Origin of the sequence: Bacillus sp. FSL K6-6038 (assembly GCF_038050455.1) — a bacterium.
GTDB lineage: Bacteria > Bacillota > Bacilli > Bacillales > Bacillaceae_G > Bacillus_A > Bacillus_A pseudomycoides.
The window spans coordinates 2,239,140-2,262,855 of sequence record NZ_JBBOUH010000001.1 but is presented as its reverse complement, the minus strand read 5'-3'; the positions used below and the strand labels follow the sequence as shown (position 1 = coordinate 2,262,855).

Below are 23,716 nucleotides of genomic sequence, written 5' to 3'. Positions count from 1 at the left end.
AAAAAAACTCTGCTAAATGCAGAGTTTACGAGCTTACTTGTTCTTGTAATGTTATTGGTTTTTCAGTTTCTGAAATTAAAATGGGAGCTGCTCGCTTTGTCACTTCTATCTGCTTGATATAGTGGCCATCCAATTCCTTAACGCAAAAATTATAATCTTCAATTTCAACAATATCACCTTCTGTAATTTCTAGGTGTTTTGTTAAAATCCATCCACCAATTGTATCAATATCATCATCATCAATAGATAAACCTAACAATACATTTACTTCACTAACAAATACTTTTCCTTCTAAAATTGTCTTTGTTTCACTTATATGTTGGATTTCTGGTTTTTCATCTATATCAAATTCATCTTGAATATCGCCAACAATTTCTTCTAATATATCTTCAACTGTTACAAGACCTGCTGTTCCACCATATTCATCAATTAATATAGCGATATGTGTACGCTCTCGTTGCATTTTTAAAAACAAATCATGAATTGCAATCGATTCAATGACAAGTATAATGGGACGAATATACTGCTGCACCGTTTCTTTGCTAAAGGCACCATGTTTCACAAAATCTGTGAAAATATCTTTAAAGTTTACAAAACCGATAACATGATCCTTATCCCCATCAACAACTGGGTATCTTGTATATTTCTCATTGGACATTTTTTGCAATGCTTCTTTAACAGAAGTATGTTTATCTAAAATGTTCATCTCTGTCCGTGGGACCATAATTTCTTTTGCAATACGATCGTCAAATTCAAAGATTTTATTTACATATTTAAATTCAGATTGATTAATTTCACCGTTTTTATAACTTTCTGACACTAACAACCGTAATTCTTCTTCCGAATGGACTTCCTCGTGCTCTTTCGCAGTTTGTAAACCAAACATTCTTGTTACATATCGAGCAGATCCATTTAAAAGCCATATAAACGGAAAAGTAATTCGATAAAAGAAAATAAGCGGTTTAGCAACGAGTAAACTCACTTGTTCTGCCTTTTGAATCGCCAATGTTTTTGGTGATAATTCTCCCACAACAACATGGAAAAAAGTAATGAACATAAACACTAGAATCACAGCCAAAATATCAGCAACCTGGGGAGGCACTTCCCATCTTGCGAAAAGCGAATCAAACATGTGCTTTATTGCTGGCTTTCCTAACCATCCGAGTCCAAGAGCTGTAACTGTAATTCCTAATTGACAAGCTGATAAATACTCGTCTAAGTTTGTAATGACTGTTTTCACAGGAATTGCACGTTTATTTCCCTCTGCAATTAAAAAATCGATGCGTGAACTTCTTACTTTCACAATTGCAAACTCGGCCGCAACGAAAAATGCAGTTAAGGCAATTAAAACAATCACCATACTTATACTATATATGTCCAAATACGTTTCCTTACTTACGCTGTAAGCAAGGAAGCCACCTCCTAATTAATTTATTCAAGCGAAAAAGACTTTTCTTATCATCTTACAAGTTTCTACATTCGCCATCACCTTTTTATACATTATATGCATACATAAAGAGGATATTTATATTTATGATAATCTAAATATCTTCTTTCAGTCAAACTAGAATAATTGAAAAAAAACAGACATTTTTCTCTCTTTTTAGAAGAATCTATATGTTCAAAAACTAATTCTCGTGAAAAAACACTTTCTTTGCCGATTCCTCACTTCTTTTGTCACCCATGCAGGGAAGAAGCTTAATACCTCGAAATAATTCAACAGGATATATATAGGAGGGATTTACCTTGGAATATAAAACACCCATTATTGCGAAAAAGTTAGGTGTTAGCCCAAAGGCAGTGGTTCGAATTGCACAACAATTGAATCTCAATATAGAAAAAAACAAGTACGGTCATTTCATTTTCACTCAAGACAACTTAGATAAAATGTTAGAATATCATCGTTCTCATATAGAACAAACCTTATCTCCAGCTATAATTTCACAAGTAGAACCATCAACTGATTTTGAACAATTTGTTACACAATTAAATACAATTACACACCGTTTAAATCGTATAGAGGAAAAAATGCAAGATAAAGCAGATGATGTCGTCAATTACCAATTGCTACAACATCGCAGAGAAATGGAAGAAATGATGGATAGAATTCAAAAATTAGAAGCTGCTCTTGAGAAAAAAGAACCAATTTACATCACACCTGATATCACGCCAACATATGAACGAGAAGAAAAACCGAAACGTCGTAAAATGATTTTAAGTATATTCGGATTTTAGTTCTTTTCCAATCGTTTGTTCGCGCATGATAATCGACTCCCCCCTAGTCAATTATCATGCGCTTTTTTATTTATATAAAAAGGATGTCTCATTACAAGACATCCTTTTTGTTACGATAACATCATATTCATATCTTCTGCTGCAGTTGTAATAAGTTTTAAACCAAATGTTTCTTGTAATACATCAAGCACACCAGGTGAAATAAATTCAGGGGCCTTTGGACCGATACGAATATCTTGAATCCCAAGACTAAATAGCCCAAGTAAAATGGCAACCGCTTTTTGTTCAAACCAAGATAGGACAATACTAACTGGCAATTCGTTCACTTCACATTGAAAAGCATCTGCTAAAGCTGCCGCTATTTTTATTGTAGAAATTGAATTATTACATTGCCCTAAGTCAATGTAACGTGGAATCTCCGTACCGGGTACAACACCATAATTCACATCATTAAAGCGGAATTTCCCACAAGAAGTTGTTAAAATAACCGTTTCTTGCGGAAGTGACGTTGCTAATTCACGATAGTATTCTCCGCCTTTTCCTGGGGCATCACAACCTGCGATGACAAAGAAGCGCTTAATTTTCCCTCCCTTTACTGCCTCAATGATTTCTGGAGCTAATGATAATACTGTATTATGATGAAACCCTGTTACTAACTGTTCATCCGACTCCATATGTACTTCGGGAAGTTCTAGCGTTTTTTTAATCAATGGTGCAAAATCATCATTTTCAATTTTCCGTACACCCTCCAGGCCGGCAATATCATATGAAAAGAAGCGATCAGAGTATGATCCTTTAATTGGCATAACACAGTTCGTTGTAGCCAATATCGCACCGGTAAATTTTTCAAAAAGACGTCGTTGATCATACCATGCCTTACCAATGTTTCCTTTTAAATGTTTATATTTTTTCAGTTGTGGATATCCGTGTGCTGGTAGCATTTCAGAATGCGTATAAATATTAATTTCTTTGCCTTCTGTTTGCTTTAATAATTCCTCTAATGCAAATAAATTATGACCAGTAACAACAATTGCCTTACCTTCTACATGATTTTGTGTAATTTGAACAGGCTCTGGAACACCGAAATGATTCGTATGTGCCTCATCTAACAACTCCATCACCCGTAAAGCTGATTTCCCAACTTTCATAGCCATATCAATATGTTCTTGTTCATTAAAGTTAGAATTTGTTAATGTCATATATAACGCTTCTTGAGTTGTAGCATCTACAAATGGATCTGTATACCCTAGCTGCGCAGCATGGGTACGATAAGCAGCAATTCCTTTTAACCCAAACACAATCGTATCTTGTAAACTTGCAATTGTTTCATTCTTACCGCAAACACCCATTACTTTACATCCGCCTGTTGGCGTTTGTTCACATTGATAGCAAAACATATCATCCCACCCTTTCCCAATCATTCATTACAAACTAAGCTTAATATACATTGAGAAAAAGGGATGTGATATCAATCACAATAATTTATAAAAATTTGTGACACTTCATCTTGTTAACATAATATTTTTACTGTTCTCTTTGATTAATGCCTGCGCATGAGCATTTCCTTGAATAATATCCCGAAATTCTTTTAAGGAATACAAATGTGTTAATCCTTTCCGAGCATGAATTCGAACAGGTACCCCTTGCAATGTATCATGAAAATAAAACGGATCATCAATTGGTTCAATTGGAAAACCAATTGTAAGTAAATACATATACATTCTTTTTGTAACAACAGCAATATACCACTCAGCTTTCATTTCTAAAGCATGAATAAATAAAATAGCTGTTAACCTTTTGAAATGTCCTCTCCCGCGCGATGTTTTCGCAATACTTAACTTTCCTATTTCATAAACATTCTTTAAACCTTTCATTAACGCATTTTCAGAAAACGGATAGAAAAACTCAGAATTAGATTGTTCAGGTGTCGTATATCGAATACACTCTACTGTACCAATAGAATGTCCTTCTTCTATTAATAAAAATCGTGATGGATTTAAATTACGCTCTACAAACATTAAATCTCTCTCTTCACAAAAATCTCCCCACAGTTGCTCGAACCAAAAATGTTCTTCCTTTGTTTGAACACGCTGGAACATATTTCCCCGCCTTTCCTATCGCCGCCCTATATTTTGATAACGCTTTCAATACCTATCATATAAGAACAAATCTCCGCATGCAACTAAAAGGTATTTACTACATTATACATTCTATAAAAATTAACCAGTTCCTATTCATTTTTTTATATTTATATAAAGTGACACTTCCATTGTATATAATTAGAAATTACCTTTATTGTTTTATCACCTCTATGGGTATTTAATTCTACAATACCATAAATTCACAATTATACTCCCTTCAACAATTCAATTTACTTACACAAAAAGAAACCTTTTCCGTAAAGAAAGGTTTCTTTTCATGTTACAATATTTTTTAACCATTTCTCGAAAATCTGTACAAGACCATGCTTTCCAGCTAACTTTTCTTCTCCCTGCTTTGTTTTATATGGATATAATTGCAAAAAGACTCCGCAACCTGCTTCTATTTTCTTCCCGTGCATATGACTACCTGGGTATACACAAATCACTTCATGAATCGCCCTTCGGTGAAAAATACGTTTTCCATCTTGTTCTTCTACATATTTAATGGACCAATATTTGTACATTTGCTCTGTTGCTTTTGTATTTCCAACAGGCTGAAAAATATTAAACATAGGACTATATTTCACCTCAACAATAATAGACGACTGGTACTCATAACGTTCCCCTTGCTTCACATAACAATCTAAACGAATGTCTGGCTTTTTCGTATCTTCTCCATTATAGAAATGACTTCCTTTACTAAGTGCAATGAGTGGGTGCGTTTCAATAAGGTCATTAAACACTACATGGATTTGAATATTTTCACGATTTAAAACAATTGTCGTACCATCCTGTAAACCATCTAAGTAAAAATAAGTTTGAATTTGTTCGCGTAATGAAATTTCATCTTTAAATTCTAACTGTTGCAATATAGAAATAATGATAAAAAATGCATAATACTCATACACTAAAAACGTTGGTTTATACACAAATAATAAAGCTGGAGATTGTTGATTATAACGTGGTAGAAACTCTAAATGATATAATAGTTGCCGATGAGTAACAGGTAAAGCATGCATAGTTATATTTGTCTTTTCAGAAATCCCTCTCCAGAATGGAGAATTTAACAAATTTTGAAAGTACAGTATAGCTTGGTGGACAATATGATTTAAAATTTTATACTCTTGTATTTTCATAGATGCTTTCCGCAAGTCTGCCTCTTTTAACAAATGAATATTTCGATATTTTTGCTTCTCCCTATCTGTTACAGACCCGTTTCTTTCAATGGTTTGCATAATTGTTTTTACTGCTTGTTGTTCCTCTTTTTTTGTATGTGTTGCTCTTTCTAATATTTCGATTGTCTTTTGTAAGAAAGCCTGCGCTTCAAGTAAATATTGATAAAATTGTTTCGTTGTAAATTTTAGAAAAGCATTCTCCAAACTATCTGTTTGTTCTATAAATCTGCGATTATAATACTTAGCGTGAGGCTTTTTCTCGTTCATTATCACACTTTTCATCGTCGCTTTTCGTTCCCGTATTTCCCACTCATATCTATCGATATATCTTGTGTTCTCTTCAACTTTTTTATAAAGCTGCTTTATTTTTTTCATTTTTTGTGGCAGCATTCGAAGTAGCATTAAATAGGAAGAATCTTCAATGTCAATTAGCCTTGAGAATGTCTTTTTATAATAACCACGATCTAGCATAATTTCATTCAAAATTGATTTTACATAATTTTGAATCGTTTCAAATTGATCATCAAAAAAATTTTTAGGAACAATTTGAAACGCTCCATAGTATATCTCTTCTTCCACTTTCACCTCGAAATGATACAAACCACAACGCCAAGGATAAAAAAAATCAGTTTTTCCATGTTCATATAATAATACTTTTTCTCTTTTTTCATACAATTCATATTGCCATTCTTTCTTATCTTTTTGCCCTTCATACACTTTATTCCATATAAAAGTAACACGGATTGGCTTTTCACAATGTAAAGTCAAACGTAATGCTTTTAATTCTTGCACTTTATAAACACAATGTGCCATTGTTGTAGTGTGTTTACAAAGACGATTCAAAAATATAAAATCTCCTTTTCCTTCTGTTCCAATAATTAATTTTAATACGAACGGGAGCTTATCTTTTGTATCTACAATTTCCGTCTCGTGCTGCTCCTCATTTCGCATACCCATACAACTCCAATTCACGCCGTTTTTGTCTAATATAAGCTAGAGAATGTTCGAATGCGGAGACACAATTCGCAAGTGGAGATTGTAATAATGATACTAGCGATAGCCCTTTCTTTTCATCCTCACGAAGAAGTGGACCAATTGTCATTTCCGTACCACGTAATTTTGTTAAAATACGCTGTTTTACTTGTAAATCAAAACCCTCTTCTCGGCTAATCATATAAGATTGATTATCTTTTGGAGGGATATTTTGCAAATAAGTCGCAATCGCAGCAGCGCATCGAAAAGAAACGCCTTTCGATGCGTCATGTGATGATAATACGCCATGTAATTTATCTAATAGTTCTAATTCTTCTTCAAAAAGCACATCAATTATCTCTTTATTTCGTAACCAATTCATACGAAACTCTCCTGTTGTTACTTGTAGGGGCGGGATTTGTATCCCTCTATTTTGCTGCATATTGATTTCACAAAATGGAATCTTTTGAAGTGTAATAAGATTTGTTCGATCCAATAAGCGATCAGATAATTCTTTCGTTGTTTCATCAAAATTCACAGTCCCGATAAAAATAATATTTTCACCAATTTCAATTTTAGGTGGAATTATATTTTCTATTTCATTTCCTTCCTCATATAAAGAAAGAATACGATTTTTCTTTTCTAATTGAAGAATAGATAAAAATGGTGTAAACCAATGTTCAATATGTGACATATTCATTTCATCAAATACAATCATATAAAGCTGATTCGGATTTTCATATGCTTTTAATAATGTCCGAATTAACTTCGTTTCACTTTCGATATATGTTCCATTTGGATGAAGATAACCTATTATATCGTGTGGTTCTTGATAAGATGGAGAAATTGGAATCCATAACAATTCTTCTCCATACGTTAACCCTAATGCTTCTGCATATACTTGCACAAAACGAGATTTCCCGATTCCTGGGATACCAGCAAGAATCGTTAACATATTTGTTTTTACACTAATATGAAAGTTAAAAATATCCGTTGCATCTAAATACAAACCTTTATTATTGATTAAGTTCTGTACATACTGTATAAATGTAGATTCACGCTCATTCCATTCTTGGTCTTCTTTTTGCCCTTTTATGTCTACTACTTCCACCCGTTTTCCCTCTTCTTCGATTTGCTTTAGAAGTTGATCATACATATTTTCTCTTACAAAATACAAATGATCATCCGCTTTCACTTCTATATACTTAGTCCAATTATCAATTTCGATATATTTGCATTCCTTTTTTTGTTCGCAATATGCAATTGAACTAATGGATGATTTTAATGATAAATTCCCATATAATCTACCTTCATACCATAACAACTGTGGTACTTCGAAATCGTGTGGGAATTTAGGAATAAGAAAAGATAAGTACCCATTACCTAGCTTTCGCTCTAAAGATTCTCTCTTTTTATATCCTACTAATCTTGGCGAAGGGATAATCTTATATGCATCCGCGATTTCCCGTTGTTCTGTACATATTAATTCAACATACAAGTTCCCTCTTTCATAATAAAGGCGAAACAATACCAATTGTTTTTCTAACTTTTTTTTCTTTAAATCCGCAAATATTCTCTCATTTTTTTTGTTAGTATATAGTCCTTCAAACAAATATACTTCACCTTCAAATTGCGATTTCAAAATAGAAGGAATTTGTGAAAGACATTGTACAGAAAAAGTATTCTTTTTTTCCTCCTCACCTTCAACGAACTTTCCAAGAAATCTCATGTGATACATCCGCTTTATAAAACTTGGATGGAGAGCTTTATGTAGCTTCAATATACTCACCTTCTTTTTTTCATACTGTTCTTATTATATGAACTGTAAAAGAAAACTAGAAACAAAAAAACCTGACGTACACCGTCAGGTTACAAAAGTAAAACTTATATTAGTGAGAAGGGAAAGCTTTTTTCTCTTGCATAATCGCATTGTGAGCAATTTTCATTTTAGCAAGTACGTATCGTAGTTTATCCTCGGCATTTTCATCTTTATTATGTTGCAGGCTTGCTAAAGTCTCCACAGAACCAGCTAAATTCTCAATCGCTCCACGTAGTTCGGGATGATGATTAAAAAATGATTCTTGTACTAATACTTTTCGTAAATCACTTGCCAATTCCATAATTCTTAAGAGTTGTTCTTTTTCTTCCATTCTCATCCCTCCTAAACATCTTATATATTAGATATTCTGTAAATAAAATAAAATTCCTTGTATGCAAAGAAAAAAGTCCTCCAGGAGGACTTTTTTACATTTTTATATTACCTGTTACAAGCATATAAAGCGATATTACTGCTGCAACCACGATTACAACCATGACATATCTCTCCATGCCAGAAAAACAGCGATTTCCTTTTTCTTTTCGAGCAAACATATAAACAACAAGTCCAATACCATATACGATTGAGACAAGTAATAAGTTTTTTAAGCCTGCTGCATAAATCAACCATACGGAATACAATGAAGCAATTAAAGCAAGCATTCCATTTTTTAGCCTCGCACGTTTCAGTTCCTTCGTTACAACTAATTTCAACTGATAAAGTGCTGATAATAAGTACGGAAGTAAAATAGATGTAGACGCGATAAAATACATCATTTGATACGTTGATTCCGAAAACAAAACGATAATAAACAATGTTTGTGCGACACCATTTGAAATCCATAATGCAATATGTGGTGTCTGCTTTTTATTTGTCTTCGTAAAGGCTTTCGGAAATACGCCATCTTTCCCTGCTACGTGAGAAATTTCTGAAACGAGTAAGAACCATCCAATTAATGTCCCAACAAGTGAAGCAACCAATCCGATATTAATGGCAAATGCTCCCCATGGTCCAACAACATGCTCTAATACATGGCCCATTGACGGCGTTTCTAACAGAGAAAGCTCTTGTCTTGTCATTGCCCCCATAGAAAGGACTGAGATTAAAATATAGATGGACATAACTAAAATTAATCCAACAACCGTTGCTTTTCCAACATCACGGCTGTTTTTTGCTCTTCCAGATAATACGACTGCTCCTTCCACACCGATAAATACCCAAAGTGTAACAAGCATCGTATTTTTCACTTGACCAAGGACAGAAGAAATAGAAACGGTTCCCTCACCCCAAAAATCATGTGTAAATGTATCCCAGCGAAACGCTGTAACCATAACTGCAATAAATAATAAAATCGGAACTAGTTTTCCAATTGTTGCAACAAAGTTCATAATAGACGCTTCACGAATTCCAATTAAAATAAGGAAGTGCAGCGTCCATAATAAAAGAGATGCACCAACGATGGAGGCAACGTTGTTTCCTCCTTTAAAAATAGGGAAAAAATATCCAAGTGTACTAAACAATAACATAATCGTAGCTACGTTTCCTAAAATCCCTGCAAGCCAATATCCCCATGCACTGTTAAAACCAACATATTCACCAAATCCTGTGCGTGCGTAACTATAAATTCCGCCTTCAAGCTCTGGTTTTTGTCTTGCTAACGTTTGGTATACAAGTGCAAGTGGAATCATTCCCATTGCTGTAATACACCATCCAATTATCGTTGCGCCACTATTTGCGCCTACTGCTAAATCATGCGGTAAACTAAAAACACCACCGCCAACCATTGTTCCTACTACTAATGCGATTAATGGAAAAAATCCTAATTTCTTTTCTATCGGTACCACCCCATCTGTCATTCTAGGTGTTATGTTCATCCGTTCAACTATTAAAGTCACCTTTTTCTCTAATAGATGTTTCTATTATATTTTTTCAGGAAAACATTACTTATTCTAAAAGAAAATGAGCAAAAAGGGAATACTTTTTTGAAAAATTGTATAAGTATGCACAAAAAAACCGTTCATTTTATTATGAACGGTCGATTTCCAGTCATTAAATTGTATATTTTTTGCAAATATTAATGAATCAATCCCTCTTTTTCTAAAAATTGTTTCGCTACTCTTTCTGCACTTTTACCATTTACATTTACTTCATAATTCATTTTTCTCATATCTTCATCTGATATTTTCCCAGCAAGTTTATTTAATGTCTGTTCAAGTTCAGGATATTTATCAAGCGTTTCTTTTCTTAATAAAGGAGCTCCTTGGTAAGGTGGGAATAACCCTTTATCATCTTCTAGTACTTGGAGGCCATATTGTTCAAGTTCGCTGTCAGTAGAATAAGCATCAATAACAGTAACCTCCCCCGACTCAATTGCACCATATCGTAACTTCGGCTCCATTGTTGTTACGTTTGCAATCTGGAAATTATACAATTTTTGCATCCCTTTATAGCCGTCTTCCCGATCTGCAAACTCTAACGTAAATCCAGCCTTAACATTTGCTGCAACATTTCGTAAATCTGAGATTGTTTTCACATTATACTGCTCTGCAACTTTTCTTGGCATTGCAAGTGCATATGTATTGTTATATTCCATCGGCTTTAGCATCACCATATGATATTTCTTTTCCATCCCTAGGCGTGCTTGTTCATATACTTCTTTACGATTTGTACTTTTTGGGTCTTCTTTTACAAAAGTAGATAAAGCAGTCCCTGAAAATTCAGGATACATATCAATTTCCCCTGATTTTAAAGCTTCAAAAACAAATGCTGTTTTCCCAAGTCCTGGTTTCAATTCTACATCTAAATCAGTATCTTGCTCGATCAGCTGCTTATACATTTGAATTAAAATTTCTGGTTCAGCTCCCAGCTTTCCAGCAATCACAATATCTTTCTTTTGCGTATTCCATAGAAATGGTGCAGCTATAACAACTACAATGATACATATTGCCGATATAATTCGCTTAGGAGAGCGTCCAGTGCTTTCAAACATCCGAAGTACTCCGTCAAAGAATAAAGCTAACAATGCGGCTGGGACAGCCCCTAATACGATAAGAGCATGGTCATTTCGATCTATACCGAGTAAAATAAGTTTTCCAAGCCCTCCAGCTCCTATTAAAGCAGCTAACGTAGCTGTTCCGACAATCAATACCATTGCCGTACGAATTCCAGCCATTATAATTGGCAATGCAAGAGGAAGTTCTACTCTCCATAATCTTCTAAAGCTATTCATTCCCATCGCTCTTGCTGCTTCAATAAGCGATGCATCTAACTTACGGATTCCCGTATATGTATTTCGTAAAATTGGCAATAACGCATACACAACTAGCGCGATAATTGCTGGCACCTTTCCAATACCAACAAGCGGAATTAAAAGCCCTAGTAAAGCCAATGAGGGAATTGTTTGCATAACAGCAGATGTGCCTATAATAAACTCAGCAATTCGCTCTCTTCTCGTTAACAAAATACCGAGTGGAACTGCAATCATCACCGCAAAGAATAAAGAAATAAGTGAAATTTGTAAGTGCTCAATCAGCGCACTAAGTAATTCTAATTTTCGTTCTTGAAACGTTTGTAATAATGCAGACACGGTTTACCCCCTCTCCTTCATTTGTCCAGCCAAATATGCCACAATATGACGGCTCGTTAATGTCCCCACGTATTGCCCCTCTCTTTCAATCGGGATTGCCTCTTCTGCTTCCAAACGAATCAACGCCTCTTGTAGTGAAGCATGCAGAGATAGAGGTAAAACATCATTGTCTACTTTTCTATCACTCGCAAGTGGCAACACATCTTCAATGCTCTTCCCTTCATACCAAGGGCGAACACGATTTCCAATAAATTCTTCTACAAAATCATTTACTGGGTTATGTATGATTCCTTCCGGTGTATCTAATTGAACGATTTTTCCTTTTCTCATCACGCAAATACGATCACCAAGTGTTAACGCTTCTTGCATATCATGTGTCACGAACACGATTGTTTTTTGAATTTTTTTCTGTAATTCTACAATATCCTTTTGCAACTGTTCTCGGCTTAATGGATCTAGCGCGCTAAATGGTTCATCCATGAGAACGATTTTCGGGTTAGCAGCCAGTGCTCTTACCACTCCCACCCGTTGCTTCTGTCCACCAGATAATTCATCAGGCATACGATTTCGATATACATCTGGATCTAATCCAACCATATCAAGTAACTCATCCACACGCTCTCGAACTTTTTCTTTACTCCATTTTCTCATTTCAGGTACAATCGCAATATTTTCAGCAATTGTCATATGAGGAAACAATGCAATTTGTTGCAGAACGTACCCGATATCCCAACGCAGTTCATGAATATTGTAATCTTGGATGTCTTTTCCATCGATAGAGATGGAACCTTCTGTCGTTTCAATTAAACGATTAATCATTTTCATCGTTGTTGTTTTTCCGCAACCACTCGGACCGATAAGGACAAAAAACTCTCCTTTTTTAATTTCTAAATGTAATGAATCTACTGCTTTTGTACCATCTTCATATGCTTTTGACACATGATTAAATCGAATCACAAATACAACTCCCTTATTATTGTTTCTTTCATTCTGATAGAATCTTTCCTTCTTTTCAAATGATACGCTTTTTATTCACGAAAAAAGAGCCCTTACTTGAGCTCTAATGATCGAATAATACTGTTTTAATAATTGCTGCATATTCACGTATATATGCTTTCTTCTCTGAACGCCTTGGCGTTGGTGCCGCGAGTGACTCCATCTGCATTCCTAAACGCTTAGCAATAATTTTTGTTCGATATAGATGATATGTATTACTCACAACTACCGCGTGCATTACATGATATAAATCCATGCTAAACTTTAGATTTTCATAAGTACTTGTCGAACGATCCTCAATGAAAATACGATTCTCTTCAATTCCATGTTTTATTAAATAATTTCGCATGCTATGTGCTTCAGGAATGTCCTCATCTTCACCTTGTCCTCCAGATACAATTACTTTTGTTTCCGGATGAGAATTTAAATACATTAAGGCTACATCCAGTCGATTTTGAAGAGATAAAGAAGGTTTATCCCCAAATAATTTTGCACCTAAAATTAATACATATGGAGCGTTATCACTTAACTTTTCACAAGCAACTTTTTTCATTCGATATGTCATATACATTATGCATAATGGTGGAAATAATAAAATAACAAGTAATATCCATTTGTTCATATATAAGCTTACACTCCCTTTCTTTATATTATATAGAAAAAGAAAGGGAGACAGAAGTGTTTTTTAGTGACTACGTTGTCCTGCGTTTTGAGCATTACGCCCTTTTTTAGAAGATGTATGACACTGAGTTTGATTTCCTTTATGTTTCGCTGATCCTAACGCTTTCGTTTTTCCCATTTTGTTTCACATCCTCTTTTTTTATGGTTCCTTTATAGATTTTGTATTTTCTCTCTCGTCATACAATGGATTTATTGGAAGTTTCTCCTTATTTCAAGAGTATTTTTTATTTTTGGGATATCAAGATAAAGTGAAACTTTAATCAGTGGGGTTTTCTTTCCCACACTGATTATTAGCCCTCACCAATCGGACTTTTACGGGCAGTTGATCTCCCACCTAACATCCTTGTTTCTCTCTGCATCTTGAGGTGAGGATATTCCTTCCCGTTTATTCGGGATAAAAGGTTACATTTAGTGCATTCATTACATGCTTATAATTTAATATATATTAAATACAATAAGAATATTGTAATATAGTGAAAAGGAGATGATTTTATGTTGAAAATAGGACAAAACAAAGTACGTTTAATTTCAGGAATTAGCTTATTAATATTGGTTATGACTAATTCTTTTATAAAAAGTGATTCTTGGGTCATTTGTATAGATGTCATTTTAGTCTTGGTTAACTTATTTCTATTTATTATTTCTAGAGATATAACAAAAGCCGATTTACTTAGAAAAAAAGGTAAGTTAGATGAAATGAAATAATTTTGTGTTATTTTTAAGGATGAAAAGAGAAAGTAAATTTTTATTCAAAAGTTTTTATTTCTTTTAAGAATACATGAGATTCTGTAACTTTGATTCAAACTATGTATTATAATGAAATATGCGATAAAACCTATATCTAAAAAGGGGGCGATTCTATTATGTATAAACTCAAAACAACAGAAACCAACAATAGTGTAATCGAGTTTATTGAAAATGTTGACAGCCTAAAAAAACGAGAAGACGCATATCAGTTATTAGATATCTTTACTGAAACAACAGGTTATCCAGCAAAGATGTGGGGACCAAGCATAATTGGATTTGGTACATACCACTATAAATATGCATCTGGTCATGAAGGAGATGCACCATTAGTAGGCTTTTCCCCTCGTAAAGCCAAGATTAGTTTATATTTTGCGACGGGTGACCCTAAGCGAGAAGAATTATTAAAAGACTTTGGAAAACATACATCTGGAAAAGCGTGTATATACATTAATAAAGTAGCAGATATTGATCTTAATGTTCTAAAAGCATTAATTAAACAATCTGTCGTTTTTTTACAAGAAACGTATCCAGATCGTTAATATGTGTATAGCAATTAAACGAATGAAGCAACAGGTGTTTTGAATACAAGTCAAAAAAATACCACTTAAATAGAAAGTGGCAAATTTAACTTATTAGGAATATCAGCTTTAAAATGCGGAGTATGTTGTATAGAAAAAGAATATCCTTCTTGAACAAACGATAGTTCATTCTTACTAAACTGACAAGGTACATCATTTTGTCTTAGATGATTCTGAACCTTTTGTATGAAGTGTAGACTTGGTGTTCCAAATGAAACATGTATCTTTGGAGGCAAAGCTTTCATTGCAATTGGAATCCAAGTTCTCCCCTTCCAACTTGCAACAATATGGGCTGTGCCACCAATCATAAAGTTGAAAATTCCACCATCTTCAAATGTTTTCATGCATAAATTAGATTTTAGCCATTCTCTAAATATAGGTACATTTTCAACTGGGCAACCTATTTCTCTCATATAAAGAATGTTTAAAGGTGTATGTGGAACTAAAACACCTTCATCAATATATTTATGTGCAATAATCTCTAGAAGATTTCCATCCCCATCGCGAAAATATAAATTTAATCGATTATCCTCTTCATCAATGTCATGACCGTCTTCCCATTTTACAATAAGCAAACCAGATTCCTGAATCCGTTTTGCTGCTTCATAAAATTTTGAAAATGGTACTTGAAAAGCAAAATGAGCAGGTGAAATTGGCTCATATGCTTCTTCAAAAGATAAAGTTACATGTGGCGCTAATCGAAAACTTATCTGTTTATCCGTTTTTAATAAAATTGGGATCCCGAGGCGTTCTCCATATACTTGTTCTACGCCTTGAATAGATACTGTCTGTAATCTCAGCTCTGAAAAATGTGTAATCATCCTTATTCACCACCTTAATTTCCATACATAAAATCAATTTTATTAAAAATTCTTCTATTTATATCACTATTCTGTGGACCTTATTAATTGAAATCGTTTTCACAAAGGTGCTAGAGGCAATGAATAATAGAACATTGCCCTCTAAAAAATTATCACTCAACCCCTAATTGCTTCTTCACTTCTTTATACACACCCATATATGCTTTTAACTCTTTGAAAAGATCATGAATTAATGGTTTTGCATCTTCACTAAGTTCACCATCTTGTACGTATAAACCGTCTAGTACAACTTGTTTTGGAATCGCATTTGCATATACGCCTCGCGCGACAATACGCATGCTATTAAGCGCGTTTATACCGCCTTTTCCGCCGCCTGCAACCGCCAATAAAGCAACTGGTTTATGGACAAATTCACTGCTACTTAAGAAATCTAATGCATTTTTGAGCGCACCACTCATCGCATTATGATATTCAGGTGTGCAAAGGACAACACCATCAGCTTCTTTCACTATTGTTTTTAATTTAGTTACCGCTTCTAGTTCACGTTGTGATTCTTCACCGTTATATAAAGGCAATTGTTCTGTTGCTAAATCATATAACTCTCCTTCAAATTGTTCTGCAATATATTTTGCAATGACACGTGTTCTACCAAATTTACGTGGTGTTCCGTTAATTACAACTAATTTCATGTTTATTTCTCCCCTTTGTTTTAAGTTCTACCACTATACTATCAGAAAATTCTACACAAAAAACAGTAAAAAGAGGGAAAAGCTTTGAGAAAATAGTATGAGAAATACAAAAAGAACTCATACTTTCGTATGAGTTCCTGATATATCAATTAATCATTCTTTACAACAGCGTGTCCGCCGAACTGATTTCGAAGTGCTGAAACAACTGTAGCTTTGAAATAAAGTCGTACTGTTTATAAAAAAGATGTACCGTTTTAAAGAAAGTTATACCGTTTACAAAAAAGTTGCACCGTTGTATTCCTTTTCGATTAAAGAATTCTAAGTGAGTTTTAATCAAACTTTTTTTAAAAAAATAACTCCTTCACAAAATTATACCCATCCATTTTGATTAATCTTTTTTTCAAAATGGGTGGGTTTCTTCTATTGTAAAATCAACATTTGTAGCACGATTTTAATTGAACTTTATTCCAAACCAACAATTTGCTCATCGTATTGTTGTGGGTTTGAAATAAAGTTTGATAATTTATAAAAAAAGTCTGATCGTTTATAATAAATTAGAACTAACAAAAAAAACTCTGTAAAAATCATTTTACAGAGTTTTTTGCTAATTATTTATTGTTTTACATAACGAATATGAATGTTATCGTCCATGTGATAAATTTGTAACGTTTTACCATCGTAGTTTTCTATTTTATAAGATACAAAGCTAGTTTGTACCTTCACTTCTTGCCCGTCTTTCTTTGCTTTATCGACTACTAACATTACCTGTTTTGCATTAACATCTACTTTATATGTTCCTGATAAAATGTTATCTTCACTTGGATAAGAACCATTCGCATAAGTAACAAATGTTTTGTCACCTTTTAGTACTAGCGTAGTTTTTACTCCGTTACCAAAATCAATACCCCAATTACCGATGATTTCAGTACCGTCTTTGAGGTTATTCTGCACGTTTTTATACTGCATATCTCTTTCTTCTTGTGTACCAATTGTAGTACCTTCAAATATACCAGTTTTAGCTTGGCTATCAGATGTCTTAGTCTGACTAACACTAGCTAAACTTGTTGAATCAGAACTACTAGCAGAACTACTTGAAGTCGAACCACCATTAACTTCTGTCTTTAATTTATCAAATACAGGTTTCCAATGTGATTTGGCTTCCCTTAGAGAATTGTTTGCCTTATCAACACTTGTTCTAATAGAATCACTATTAGAATCTTTATCATTAATTACCTTTTCTATATGCCCAAAAGTTTCCCTTAAACTTGTAACAGCTTTTAGTACTTCTTTATGGTCGTTCTTGTACTTAGAAGGAGCATCTATATGTTCCAGTTTATCAAATACTTTATTTAAGTCTTTAAGAGCATCTATAACTTCTGCTTTTGACTTACTTCCTTTATCATAATCTTTTACAGAAGAATCATAGTAATCTAAACGTCTTACTAAATCTTTCTCAATGTCTATCATAAATTGTGGATAATCTTCTGCTAAAACTCGAACCATTTGAACATCTTTACTTTCTTCTTTCGAGTTAGTTGATTTTTCCTTTGTTTCAGATGATTTACTTTCTGACTTAGCTGAACTTGTTCCTTCTGTCTTAGTTTCCTTACTTTCTTGTTTACTAGATTCAGCATTTGTTTTTTCTTTGTCTCCAAATAAACTAGTTACACTACAAGCTGACATAGAAACTACTAATCCAGATGCTAGTAAAATTTTACCTGTACTTTTTTTAAAATTCTTCATATGATTTTCCAATTCTCCCTCTCAAAACATAAAATAGATGCGCTTTAGCCCCTTTAAAACTAAAAAACATACCACTTCTATATTTATCCTAAAATTCCTTTCTATGTATAACGTTTTACAAGTAATTACAGATATGGTCAAAATTCATTCTAAATTAACGATGTTCATAAAAAAGATGCGATGCTTTATTCCTTCAAGTAAAAGATTCTAAGTGAGCTTTGATTAAACTTTTTTATAAAAATCTCATACTTAGTTAAAAAGAGTAACTCCATTTTGATCAATCTTTTTTTCAAAATGGAGTTTTTGTTGTTGCTGTTAAATAAAGGTTTGTGACTTCATTTTTATCAAACTTTATTCCAAAGCAACAACAACTATAGTCGCTTCTGAACTACTAGTAACTTCAGCTAATTCCGTAATTGATTTATGTACAGCATCTTGCGGATGTTTAATAATATGTTCAGCAATACTTCGAAGCTTCGGTGATAAACCATTTAATGAAGCCCGAATCTTTCCTATTCCACTTTTTGTACCAGACATGATGTATCTTCCCCTTCCATAGTAGCTCTATCGTACCTAATTATCGAAAGAAGAAAAATCTTTATTGGTATTGTTATGTATTTTATATGCTTTTGTATATTTTGCAGTGACGTCTTTATACCGTAATAATCCTGTTCTTATATTGACTTCTACCTCTTCATCAATATATGTAGCACGGAATGTTATCGTTTCATTTTACATGCGACTAGGCAAAATTTTAAACTTATATAATACTCCGTAACGTTTTGGAATCGTAACATAGAATTGGTTATTTGAACTTGTAATCTGAATCGCTTCATTGTTTTCTGTTATGTATTCTCCTACACATTCGGATAGATTTAAACAATTTTGTTCATACGAGCGGATAGCTACTGGCACCTCAACATCTTCCTATACAACACCATTTTTCACAGCATACAAAGCCGCTTGCGTCCGATCATCTACTTCTAATTTAGCAAGTACATTTGAAACATGTGTTTTAACTGTCTGTTCTGTAATATGAAGCTCTGCTGCAATTTCTTTATTACTTCTTCCTTTCGCAATTTCACGCAGTACTTCTTTTTCCCTTTTTGTCAGCATAGAAAAACTATCTTTTTTTTCCTCTTTCACTGCCGGTCGTCCTAACAAAGCAGGCGTTACTTTCGGATGGAAATTTGCATTGCCTTGATGTACAGCAATAATAGAAGCAACAAGTTGATCTGGCTGTACTTCTTTTAGTTGATAACCATCCGCACCAGCTTCCATCGCTGGAAGAACGTAATCTTGCTCTGAAAAACTGCTTAACATAAGGATTTTAATTGTCGCATCATATTGCTTCAATCTTTTTGTCGCTTCAATTCCATCCATTTTCGGCATTGATAAATCCATTAATACTACATCTGGCCTTTCTTTTCGAACAAACGCTAACGCCTCTTCCCCATTCTCTGCTTCTCCTATAATTTCAAATTCCTCTTTCGTTTTTAAGAAGAATACAAGTCCCCTTCGCACAATATGATGATCCTCTACAAGTAATAATTTAATTTTCAATGTGTTTCTCCCTTTCAAACCGGTAATTGAATCTCAATCTTTGTCCCCTGTCCCGGTTTCGTTCTTATTCGAAATGTTCCTTTCATCAATTCAATTCGTTCTTTCATACTTTTTAAACCAAGTGCTGAATCTCTCACTGTTTCTCTAATAAACCCAATGCCGTCATCTTCAATTTGAAAGTTCAACTTATTATTTTCTATTTTCAAGCTAACAGATACTCTCTCACATGAAGCATGTTTTTTACAATTATGTAAGGCTTCCTGACTCACACGCCACAGTACTTCTTCTATTTCATCACCAATTGAAATAACTCCATCAATTCGAATTGCTACTTGAATACCTAATAGCTTTCCGTAATTCTGTACTGCTTCTGCAAGCCCTTTTTCTAATCCTTCTGGCCGTAATTGCCAAATTAATAATGTCATCTCTTGCAGCGCTTCTTGCGATAATTCCCCTATGTAACGGAGCATCTCTTGTAATTCTTTGTCCTTTGCCATATCAAGAGTCCCTCTAGCAGTTAACATAATAGAAAATAGCAATTGTTTCACCGAATCGTGTAAATCACGTGCGAGTCGATTTCTCTCCGCTACAATTACATATTTGTGCTCTTTCTCAACTAGCCTAATTCGTTGTATCGTTGTTCCAATTTGGAATGCAATCGCCTCTAATAACGCTAGTTCTTCTTCTGAAAAATGTGTTTTATGAGGTGAAGCAACATTTAATAAACCGAACTTCTCGCTGCCAGCACGAAGAGGAATCGTCGCATGGTGTGTAATCTCTTCGGTCTCTCCCCAATTATATTCAATAGCATCTTCAATTCGTTTACACTCAATGATATTTGTTGCCTTTTCTAAACGTCCATTTACGAATCGATTCACGCACCAACAATCTCCTTCACACATCGGCTTCTTTTCCCGCCATGTGAGTGCTGGTGGCAAATTCCTATCAACAAGCATACGATGCGTTCCTTTTTCATCAATAAAAAAAATCCAACCTGTTTGTAAATTCATAACTTGCAATAATGTATGTAATACTTTTTCCAACATTTCCTGTAAATCAGTTGCCTCATTTAACAACTCTGCAATTTCTTTTAACGCCTCTAACCGGCGCATTTGCTTTTCATCATAATTCATGTTCATCACCAACTACCATTATAACATTAAGAAATTTCTAAATACTATAAATTAAAAAAGAAGCTGAATGTATCAGCTTCTTTACTCTATATCAATAACTTTTCGATTTGTTGTATTTGTTTACTAATCTTGCAGTTCCGAACGACCAAGAGCCGTCTAAGTATTGTTCCATTCCTTTTATCCCGCATTTTTGTTTCTCTTCACTGCACTTCGGCATGTAAACAAGACTTAAAGTGTCCAATTGCAAACTCATGTCCTTGTTCATTAAAAGAAGCCACTGCTTTTTCATGTACAACGATGTGAAATCCTTTATTATAGGCATCCACTGCTGTATGTAGAACACAAATATCCGTACATACACCAACAAGGTGGACTTCTTGTATTCCTCTTTCTCTTAGTTTCATTTCTAAGTCCGTTCCAGCAAAAGCACTATAACGTGTTTTGTCCATATAGTATACATTCTCATTGTCTTGATATTTTTCATACACCTTTTGTAACTCTCCGTATAAATCTCTTCCTTTTGTTCCCGCTATATTATGTGGTGGAAATAATTGTGTCTCAGGATGATAGGAATCATTCTTTTCATGTTTATCAATGGCAAACACAACATAATCTCCGTTTTCAATATACTGCTTCGTAATCGCTACAAGATGCTGTTCAATATCTTGTCCCGGCTTTCCACACGTTAAAGCACCATCTTCTGCTACAAAATCATATGTATAATCAATATTTATAAGAGCACGTTTCATCACTCATTCTCCTCCCTACTCGTTTCACGCTAAACAATAGAAAACGTGTTTTTACGACGCAATATATTTTATTCGACATTTTCAAACAAATCCCTACGAAACATTTATATTTAAAGTATAGGTACATATATTATCACTTTCATTTGATTTGGATATATTGATTGCAATACATCGGTAATTTCAAAATCTGGTCCTTCTCTTCTTTCATAATTCGAGTTTGGTAGCCATGTACCATAAATATACCTTCTCGTATTTTGAACTAAATCAGTCGAACCATTTACTTTGAATTCAGCATATTTACCTTTTGGAATTTCAAAATTAACAAACCCATCGTCTAATTCTGCAGCACTCCCCTGTACTTCTTCTCCAATAATGAACGAAAAATTACCATCATCATGAAAATTACATGCGATACCATATGACATATTAGGTGCAATTTTCTCAAGAATCCTCAAATAATATTCATTACTTCCAAAGTCAAAATAAAATTTTGGAATTTCCTCAAAGTATTTTTCATTGTTTAGATTAGTTTTATATTCAAAACCGATAATATCCCTTTTGCTTAATTGTACAATATTAGGTTTATTCATAATCAAGTCTCCCTTCATCTCCTTTTTATAGTCAAAAAAATTCATTTTAGCTTGTAAATGTAAAGCGATTTCTGACTTTCGATATTTAGCAGGAGTCATTCCAAAATAATTTACAAATGCCCGTGTAAATGCCTCTTGTGAGTTATATTGAAAATCAATCGCAATTTCTAATATATTCTTTCTTGTTTCCCTTAATGAAATGGCAGCTTCAGATAGCCTTCTATTTCTTATATATTCTTGTACAGAAAAACCTGTAATCGCTTGAAACAGCCTTTGAAAATGAAACGGAGAAAAACAAGATTGCGAAGAAACTTCAACAACATTAAGTCTGTCCTGTAGATTGCTTTCAATAAATTCAATAGAGTTTTGGATTTTTTCGAAATAATCCATCTTCACTCCCCCCTCTTTTAATCTATTTTATATTTTCATCAAAATATTTTTTGATAATTTGTGCTAATTCTTATTGTAACTTATTCAAATTCTTCTTAATGTGTATTTATAAAAAGATAAATTGAAACTTTAATCAGTGGGGGATTCTCCATCCTCCATTAATTATTTCCCCTCACCAATCGGGCTTTTATGGGCAGTTACTCTCCCACCTAATTTCTTTATTTTCACCGAATTTTGAGGTGGGAGTCTTACTGCCCGCAAATGGTAGAATCGGAATAAAAACCAAAAAGGTACATCACTCTTTATCGTGATGTACCTTTCCCTCTCTAACATAACAGAGTATTACCTTTTTAATGTGCAGGTTTATTTTCAAATTTAGCCTGTACAAAGTTAATAACTTTTCCCGCTGGATCATTATTTTCAAATTGAACTGCAGTTATTGTATGATACCCTGTCTCTAACGTTTTTTGTTTTAATTCTACTGTTGTCTGCGTCATGCTAGTAACATGATGTTTATCTTCAAATATATTATCTACGAATACGAATGTTTCTTTATCATTTTGAAAATCGGCAAGTTCTAATTCAACTTGCTGAATTAGAGTATCCTTCTTTACAAATACAGTTGGTATCTTCCCATCTTCAGAAGTACCATCTGGCGTGATTACTTTTACTTTCCCTTCACCAATTGGCATTGTTCCCTCTGGAAAAGGAGTCACACTCTCATCACTTGCATTTACAACTTGTTCTTCTTTTACTGGCTGAGTTTCTTCTTTTCCATTCGGGACACCACACCCCACTAGTAACAAAGCAGACAATCCAGTGATTATGAATTTCTTCAAAATTCATCCCCCCTGTAAATTTATTCTTTATTTATTATACAGAAATAATTATCTGTTCTAAGTTCAGTTTTTTAAACTTCCGTGAACAAACATTCTGTTCATCATTACTGTACCATACTTTCTTTTTTAACATCATTAATTTTTTCAAGAAATAATTAGAAATTCCTTCTTACTCTCCATTCTAGCCCATTATCACTAAAAAATATTCTCCTCTAGAAAAATTAGAAAAAGACATTGATACATCCAATGTCTTTTTCTAATTTTTCACATAA

22 protein-coding genes and 1 pseudogene are annotated in these 23,716 nt (G+C 33.8%); 3 read left to right on the top strand and 20 right to left on the bottom strand.

What is annotated here, in order from left to right:
- Positions 1 to 25: 25 nt before the first annotated feature.
- Positions 26 to 1,360 carry a hemolysin family protein gene (locus NSQ40_RS11680; RefSeq protein ID WP_003197461.1) on the bottom strand — a complete coding sequence of 445 codons (1,335 nt, stop codon included), beginning with the start codon at positions 1,358 to 1,360 and terminating at the stop codon, positions 26 to 28.
- Between the two features lie 386 nt (positions 1,361 to 1,746).
- On the opposite strand from NSQ40_RS11680, the gene NSQ40_RS11675 reads away from it, so the two are divergent.
- Positions 1,747 to 2,235, top strand: coding sequence for a hypothetical protein (locus NSQ40_RS11675; protein ID WP_003197459.1), 489 nt, complete (start codon positions 1,747 to 1,749; stop codon positions 2,233 to 2,235).
- 110 nt (positions 2,236 to 2,345) lie between these two features.
- Here the strand turns inward: NSQ40_RS11675 and hcp are convergent, their stop codons facing one another.
- The 9 genes from hcp to NSQ40_RS11630 all read right to left on the bottom strand — a co-directional run bounded on the left by hcp (position 2,346) and on the right by NSQ40_RS11630 (position 13,543).
- Positions 2,346 to 3,632: a hydroxylamine reductase gene (hcp, locus tag NSQ40_RS11670; protein WP_033796129.1), complete on the bottom strand. Its 1,287-nt coding sequence runs from the start codon at positions 3,630 to 3,632 to the stop codon at positions 2,346 to 2,348.
- Between the two features lie 105 nt (positions 3,633 to 3,737).
- Positions 3,738 to 4,334 (bottom strand): hypothetical protein, encoded by a 597-nt coding sequence (locus NSQ40_RS11665; RefSeq protein WP_003197454.1) that lies wholly within the window; start codon positions 4,332 to 4,334, stop codon positions 3,738 to 3,740.
- A 317-nt stretch (positions 4,335 to 4,651) separates the two neighbouring features.
- Positions 4,652 to 6,502 (bottom strand): hypothetical protein, encoded by a 1,851-nt coding sequence (locus NSQ40_RS11660; RefSeq protein WP_258248468.1) that lies wholly within the window; start codon positions 6,500 to 6,502, stop codon positions 4,652 to 4,654.
- Positions 6,492 to 8,303 carry an AAA family ATPase gene (locus tag NSQ40_RS11655; protein WP_033796127.1) on the bottom strand — a complete coding sequence of 604 codons (1,812 nt, stop codon included), beginning with the start codon at positions 8,301 to 8,303 and terminating at the stop codon, positions 6,492 to 6,494. The genes NSQ40_RS11660 and NSQ40_RS11655 overlap by 11 nt, the downstream gene beginning before the upstream one ends.
- A 109-nt stretch (positions 8,304 to 8,412) precedes the next feature.
- Positions 8,413 to 8,673: a hypothetical protein gene (locus NSQ40_RS11650; RefSeq protein WP_003197448.1), complete on the bottom strand. Its 261-nt coding sequence runs from the start codon at positions 8,671 to 8,673 to the stop codon at positions 8,413 to 8,415.
- A 94-nt stretch (positions 8,674 to 8,767) separates the two neighbouring features.
- The gene (gene arcD / locus NSQ40_RS11645) at positions 8,768 to 10,195 is read right to left on the bottom strand and encodes an arginine-ornithine antiporter (protein ID WP_003207126.1); all 1,428 of its coding nucleotides are present in this window, start codon (positions 10,193 to 10,195) and stop codon (positions 8,768 to 8,770) included.
- Between the two features lie 218 nt (positions 10,196 to 10,413).
- Positions 10,414 to 11,925: an ABC transporter permease/substrate-binding protein gene (locus NSQ40_RS11640; RefSeq protein ID WP_003197444.1), complete on the bottom strand. Its 1,512-nt coding sequence runs from the start codon at positions 11,923 to 11,925 to the stop codon at positions 10,414 to 10,416.
- Positions 11,926 to 11,928: 3 nt separating this feature from the next.
- Positions 11,929 to 12,882, bottom strand: a complete 954-nt coding sequence (locus NSQ40_RS11635) for an ABC transporter ATP-binding protein (protein WP_003207125.1) — start codon at positions 12,880 to 12,882, stop codon at positions 11,929 to 11,931.
- A 103-nt stretch (positions 12,883 to 12,985) separates the two neighbouring features.
- Entirely contained in the window at positions 12,986 to 13,543 is a 558-nt protein-coding gene (locus NSQ40_RS11630) for a YdcF family protein (protein WP_006094751.1), read from the bottom strand.
- Between the two features lie 551 nt (positions 13,544 to 14,094).
- On the opposite strand from NSQ40_RS11630, the gene NSQ40_RS11625 reads away from it, so the two are divergent.
- Both NSQ40_RS11625 and NSQ40_RS11620 read left to right on the top strand, forming a co-directional pair.
- Positions 14,095 to 14,307 (top strand): hypothetical protein, encoded by a 213-nt coding sequence (locus NSQ40_RS11625; protein WP_003197440.1) that lies wholly within the window; start codon positions 14,095 to 14,097, stop codon positions 14,305 to 14,307.
- A 158-nt stretch (positions 14,308 to 14,465) separates the two neighbouring features.
- Positions 14,466 to 14,888, top strand: a complete 423-nt coding sequence (locus tag NSQ40_RS11620) for a DUF1801 domain-containing protein (RefSeq protein ID WP_003197438.1) — start codon at positions 14,466 to 14,468, stop codon at positions 14,886 to 14,888.
- A 65-nt stretch (positions 14,889 to 14,953) separates the two neighbouring features.
- Here the strand turns inward: NSQ40_RS11620 and NSQ40_RS11615 are convergent, their stop codons facing one another.
- The 10 genes and pseudogenes from NSQ40_RS11615 to NSQ40_RS11570 all read right to left on the bottom strand — a co-directional run bounded on the left by NSQ40_RS11615 (position 14,954) and on the right by NSQ40_RS11570 (position 23,444).
- Entirely contained in the window at positions 14,954 to 15,748 is a 795-nt protein-coding gene (locus NSQ40_RS11615) for a VOC family protein (RefSeq protein ID WP_006094748.1), read from the bottom strand.
- 152 nt (positions 15,749 to 15,900) lie between these two features.
- Complete coding sequence (locus tag NSQ40_RS11610) at positions 15,901 to 16,437, bottom strand: NADPH-dependent FMN reductase (protein WP_003197434.1); 537 nt, start codon at positions 16,435 to 16,437, stop codon at positions 15,901 to 15,903.
- 612 nt (positions 16,438 to 17,049) lie between these two features.
- On the bottom strand, positions 17,050 to 18,180 hold the full coding sequence (locus NSQ40_RS11605; protein WP_097787174.1) for a DUF3994 domain-containing protein: 1,131 nt from the start codon (positions 18,178 to 18,180) through the stop codon (positions 17,050 to 17,052).
- A gap of 372 nt (positions 18,181 to 18,552) precedes the next feature.
- A pseudogene (locus NSQ40_RS11600) lies at positions 18,553 to 18,717 on the bottom strand (MurR/RpiR family transcriptional regulator); the annotation flags it as partial.
- Between the two features lie 195 nt (positions 18,718 to 18,912).
- Positions 18,913 to 19,095, bottom strand: coding sequence for a hypothetical protein (locus NSQ40_RS11595; protein ID WP_018766411.1), 183 nt, complete (start codon positions 19,093 to 19,095; stop codon positions 18,913 to 18,915).
- A gap of 12 nt (positions 19,096 to 19,107) precedes the next feature.
- Entirely contained in the window at positions 19,108 to 19,743 is a 636-nt protein-coding gene (locus tag NSQ40_RS11590) for a response regulator (RefSeq protein ID WP_003197417.1), read from the bottom strand.
- A 14-nt stretch (positions 19,744 to 19,757) separates the two neighbouring features.
- Positions 19,758 to 20,876 carry a GAF domain-containing sensor histidine kinase gene (locus tag NSQ40_RS11585; RefSeq protein WP_141521867.1) on the bottom strand — a complete coding sequence of 373 codons (1,119 nt, stop codon included), beginning with the start codon at positions 20,874 to 20,876 and terminating at the stop codon, positions 19,758 to 19,760.
- A 200-nt stretch (positions 20,877 to 21,076) separates the two neighbouring features.
- A complete protein-coding gene (locus NSQ40_RS11580; protein WP_018766414.1) occupies positions 21,077 to 21,625 on the bottom strand; it encodes a cysteine hydrolase family protein in 549 nt (182 codons plus the stop codon).
- A 110-nt stretch (positions 21,626 to 21,735) separates the two neighbouring features.
- Positions 21,736 to 22,605 (bottom strand): AraC family transcriptional regulator, encoded by an 870-nt coding sequence (locus NSQ40_RS11575; RefSeq protein WP_097787516.1) that lies wholly within the window; start codon positions 22,603 to 22,605, stop codon positions 21,736 to 21,738.
- 350 nt (positions 22,606 to 22,955) lie between these two features.
- Positions 22,956 to 23,444: a hypothetical protein gene (locus tag NSQ40_RS11570; protein ID WP_033796125.1), complete on the bottom strand. Its 489-nt coding sequence runs from the start codon at positions 23,442 to 23,444 to the stop codon at positions 22,956 to 22,958.
- Between the last annotated feature and the right edge of the window lie 272 nt (positions 23,445 to 23,716).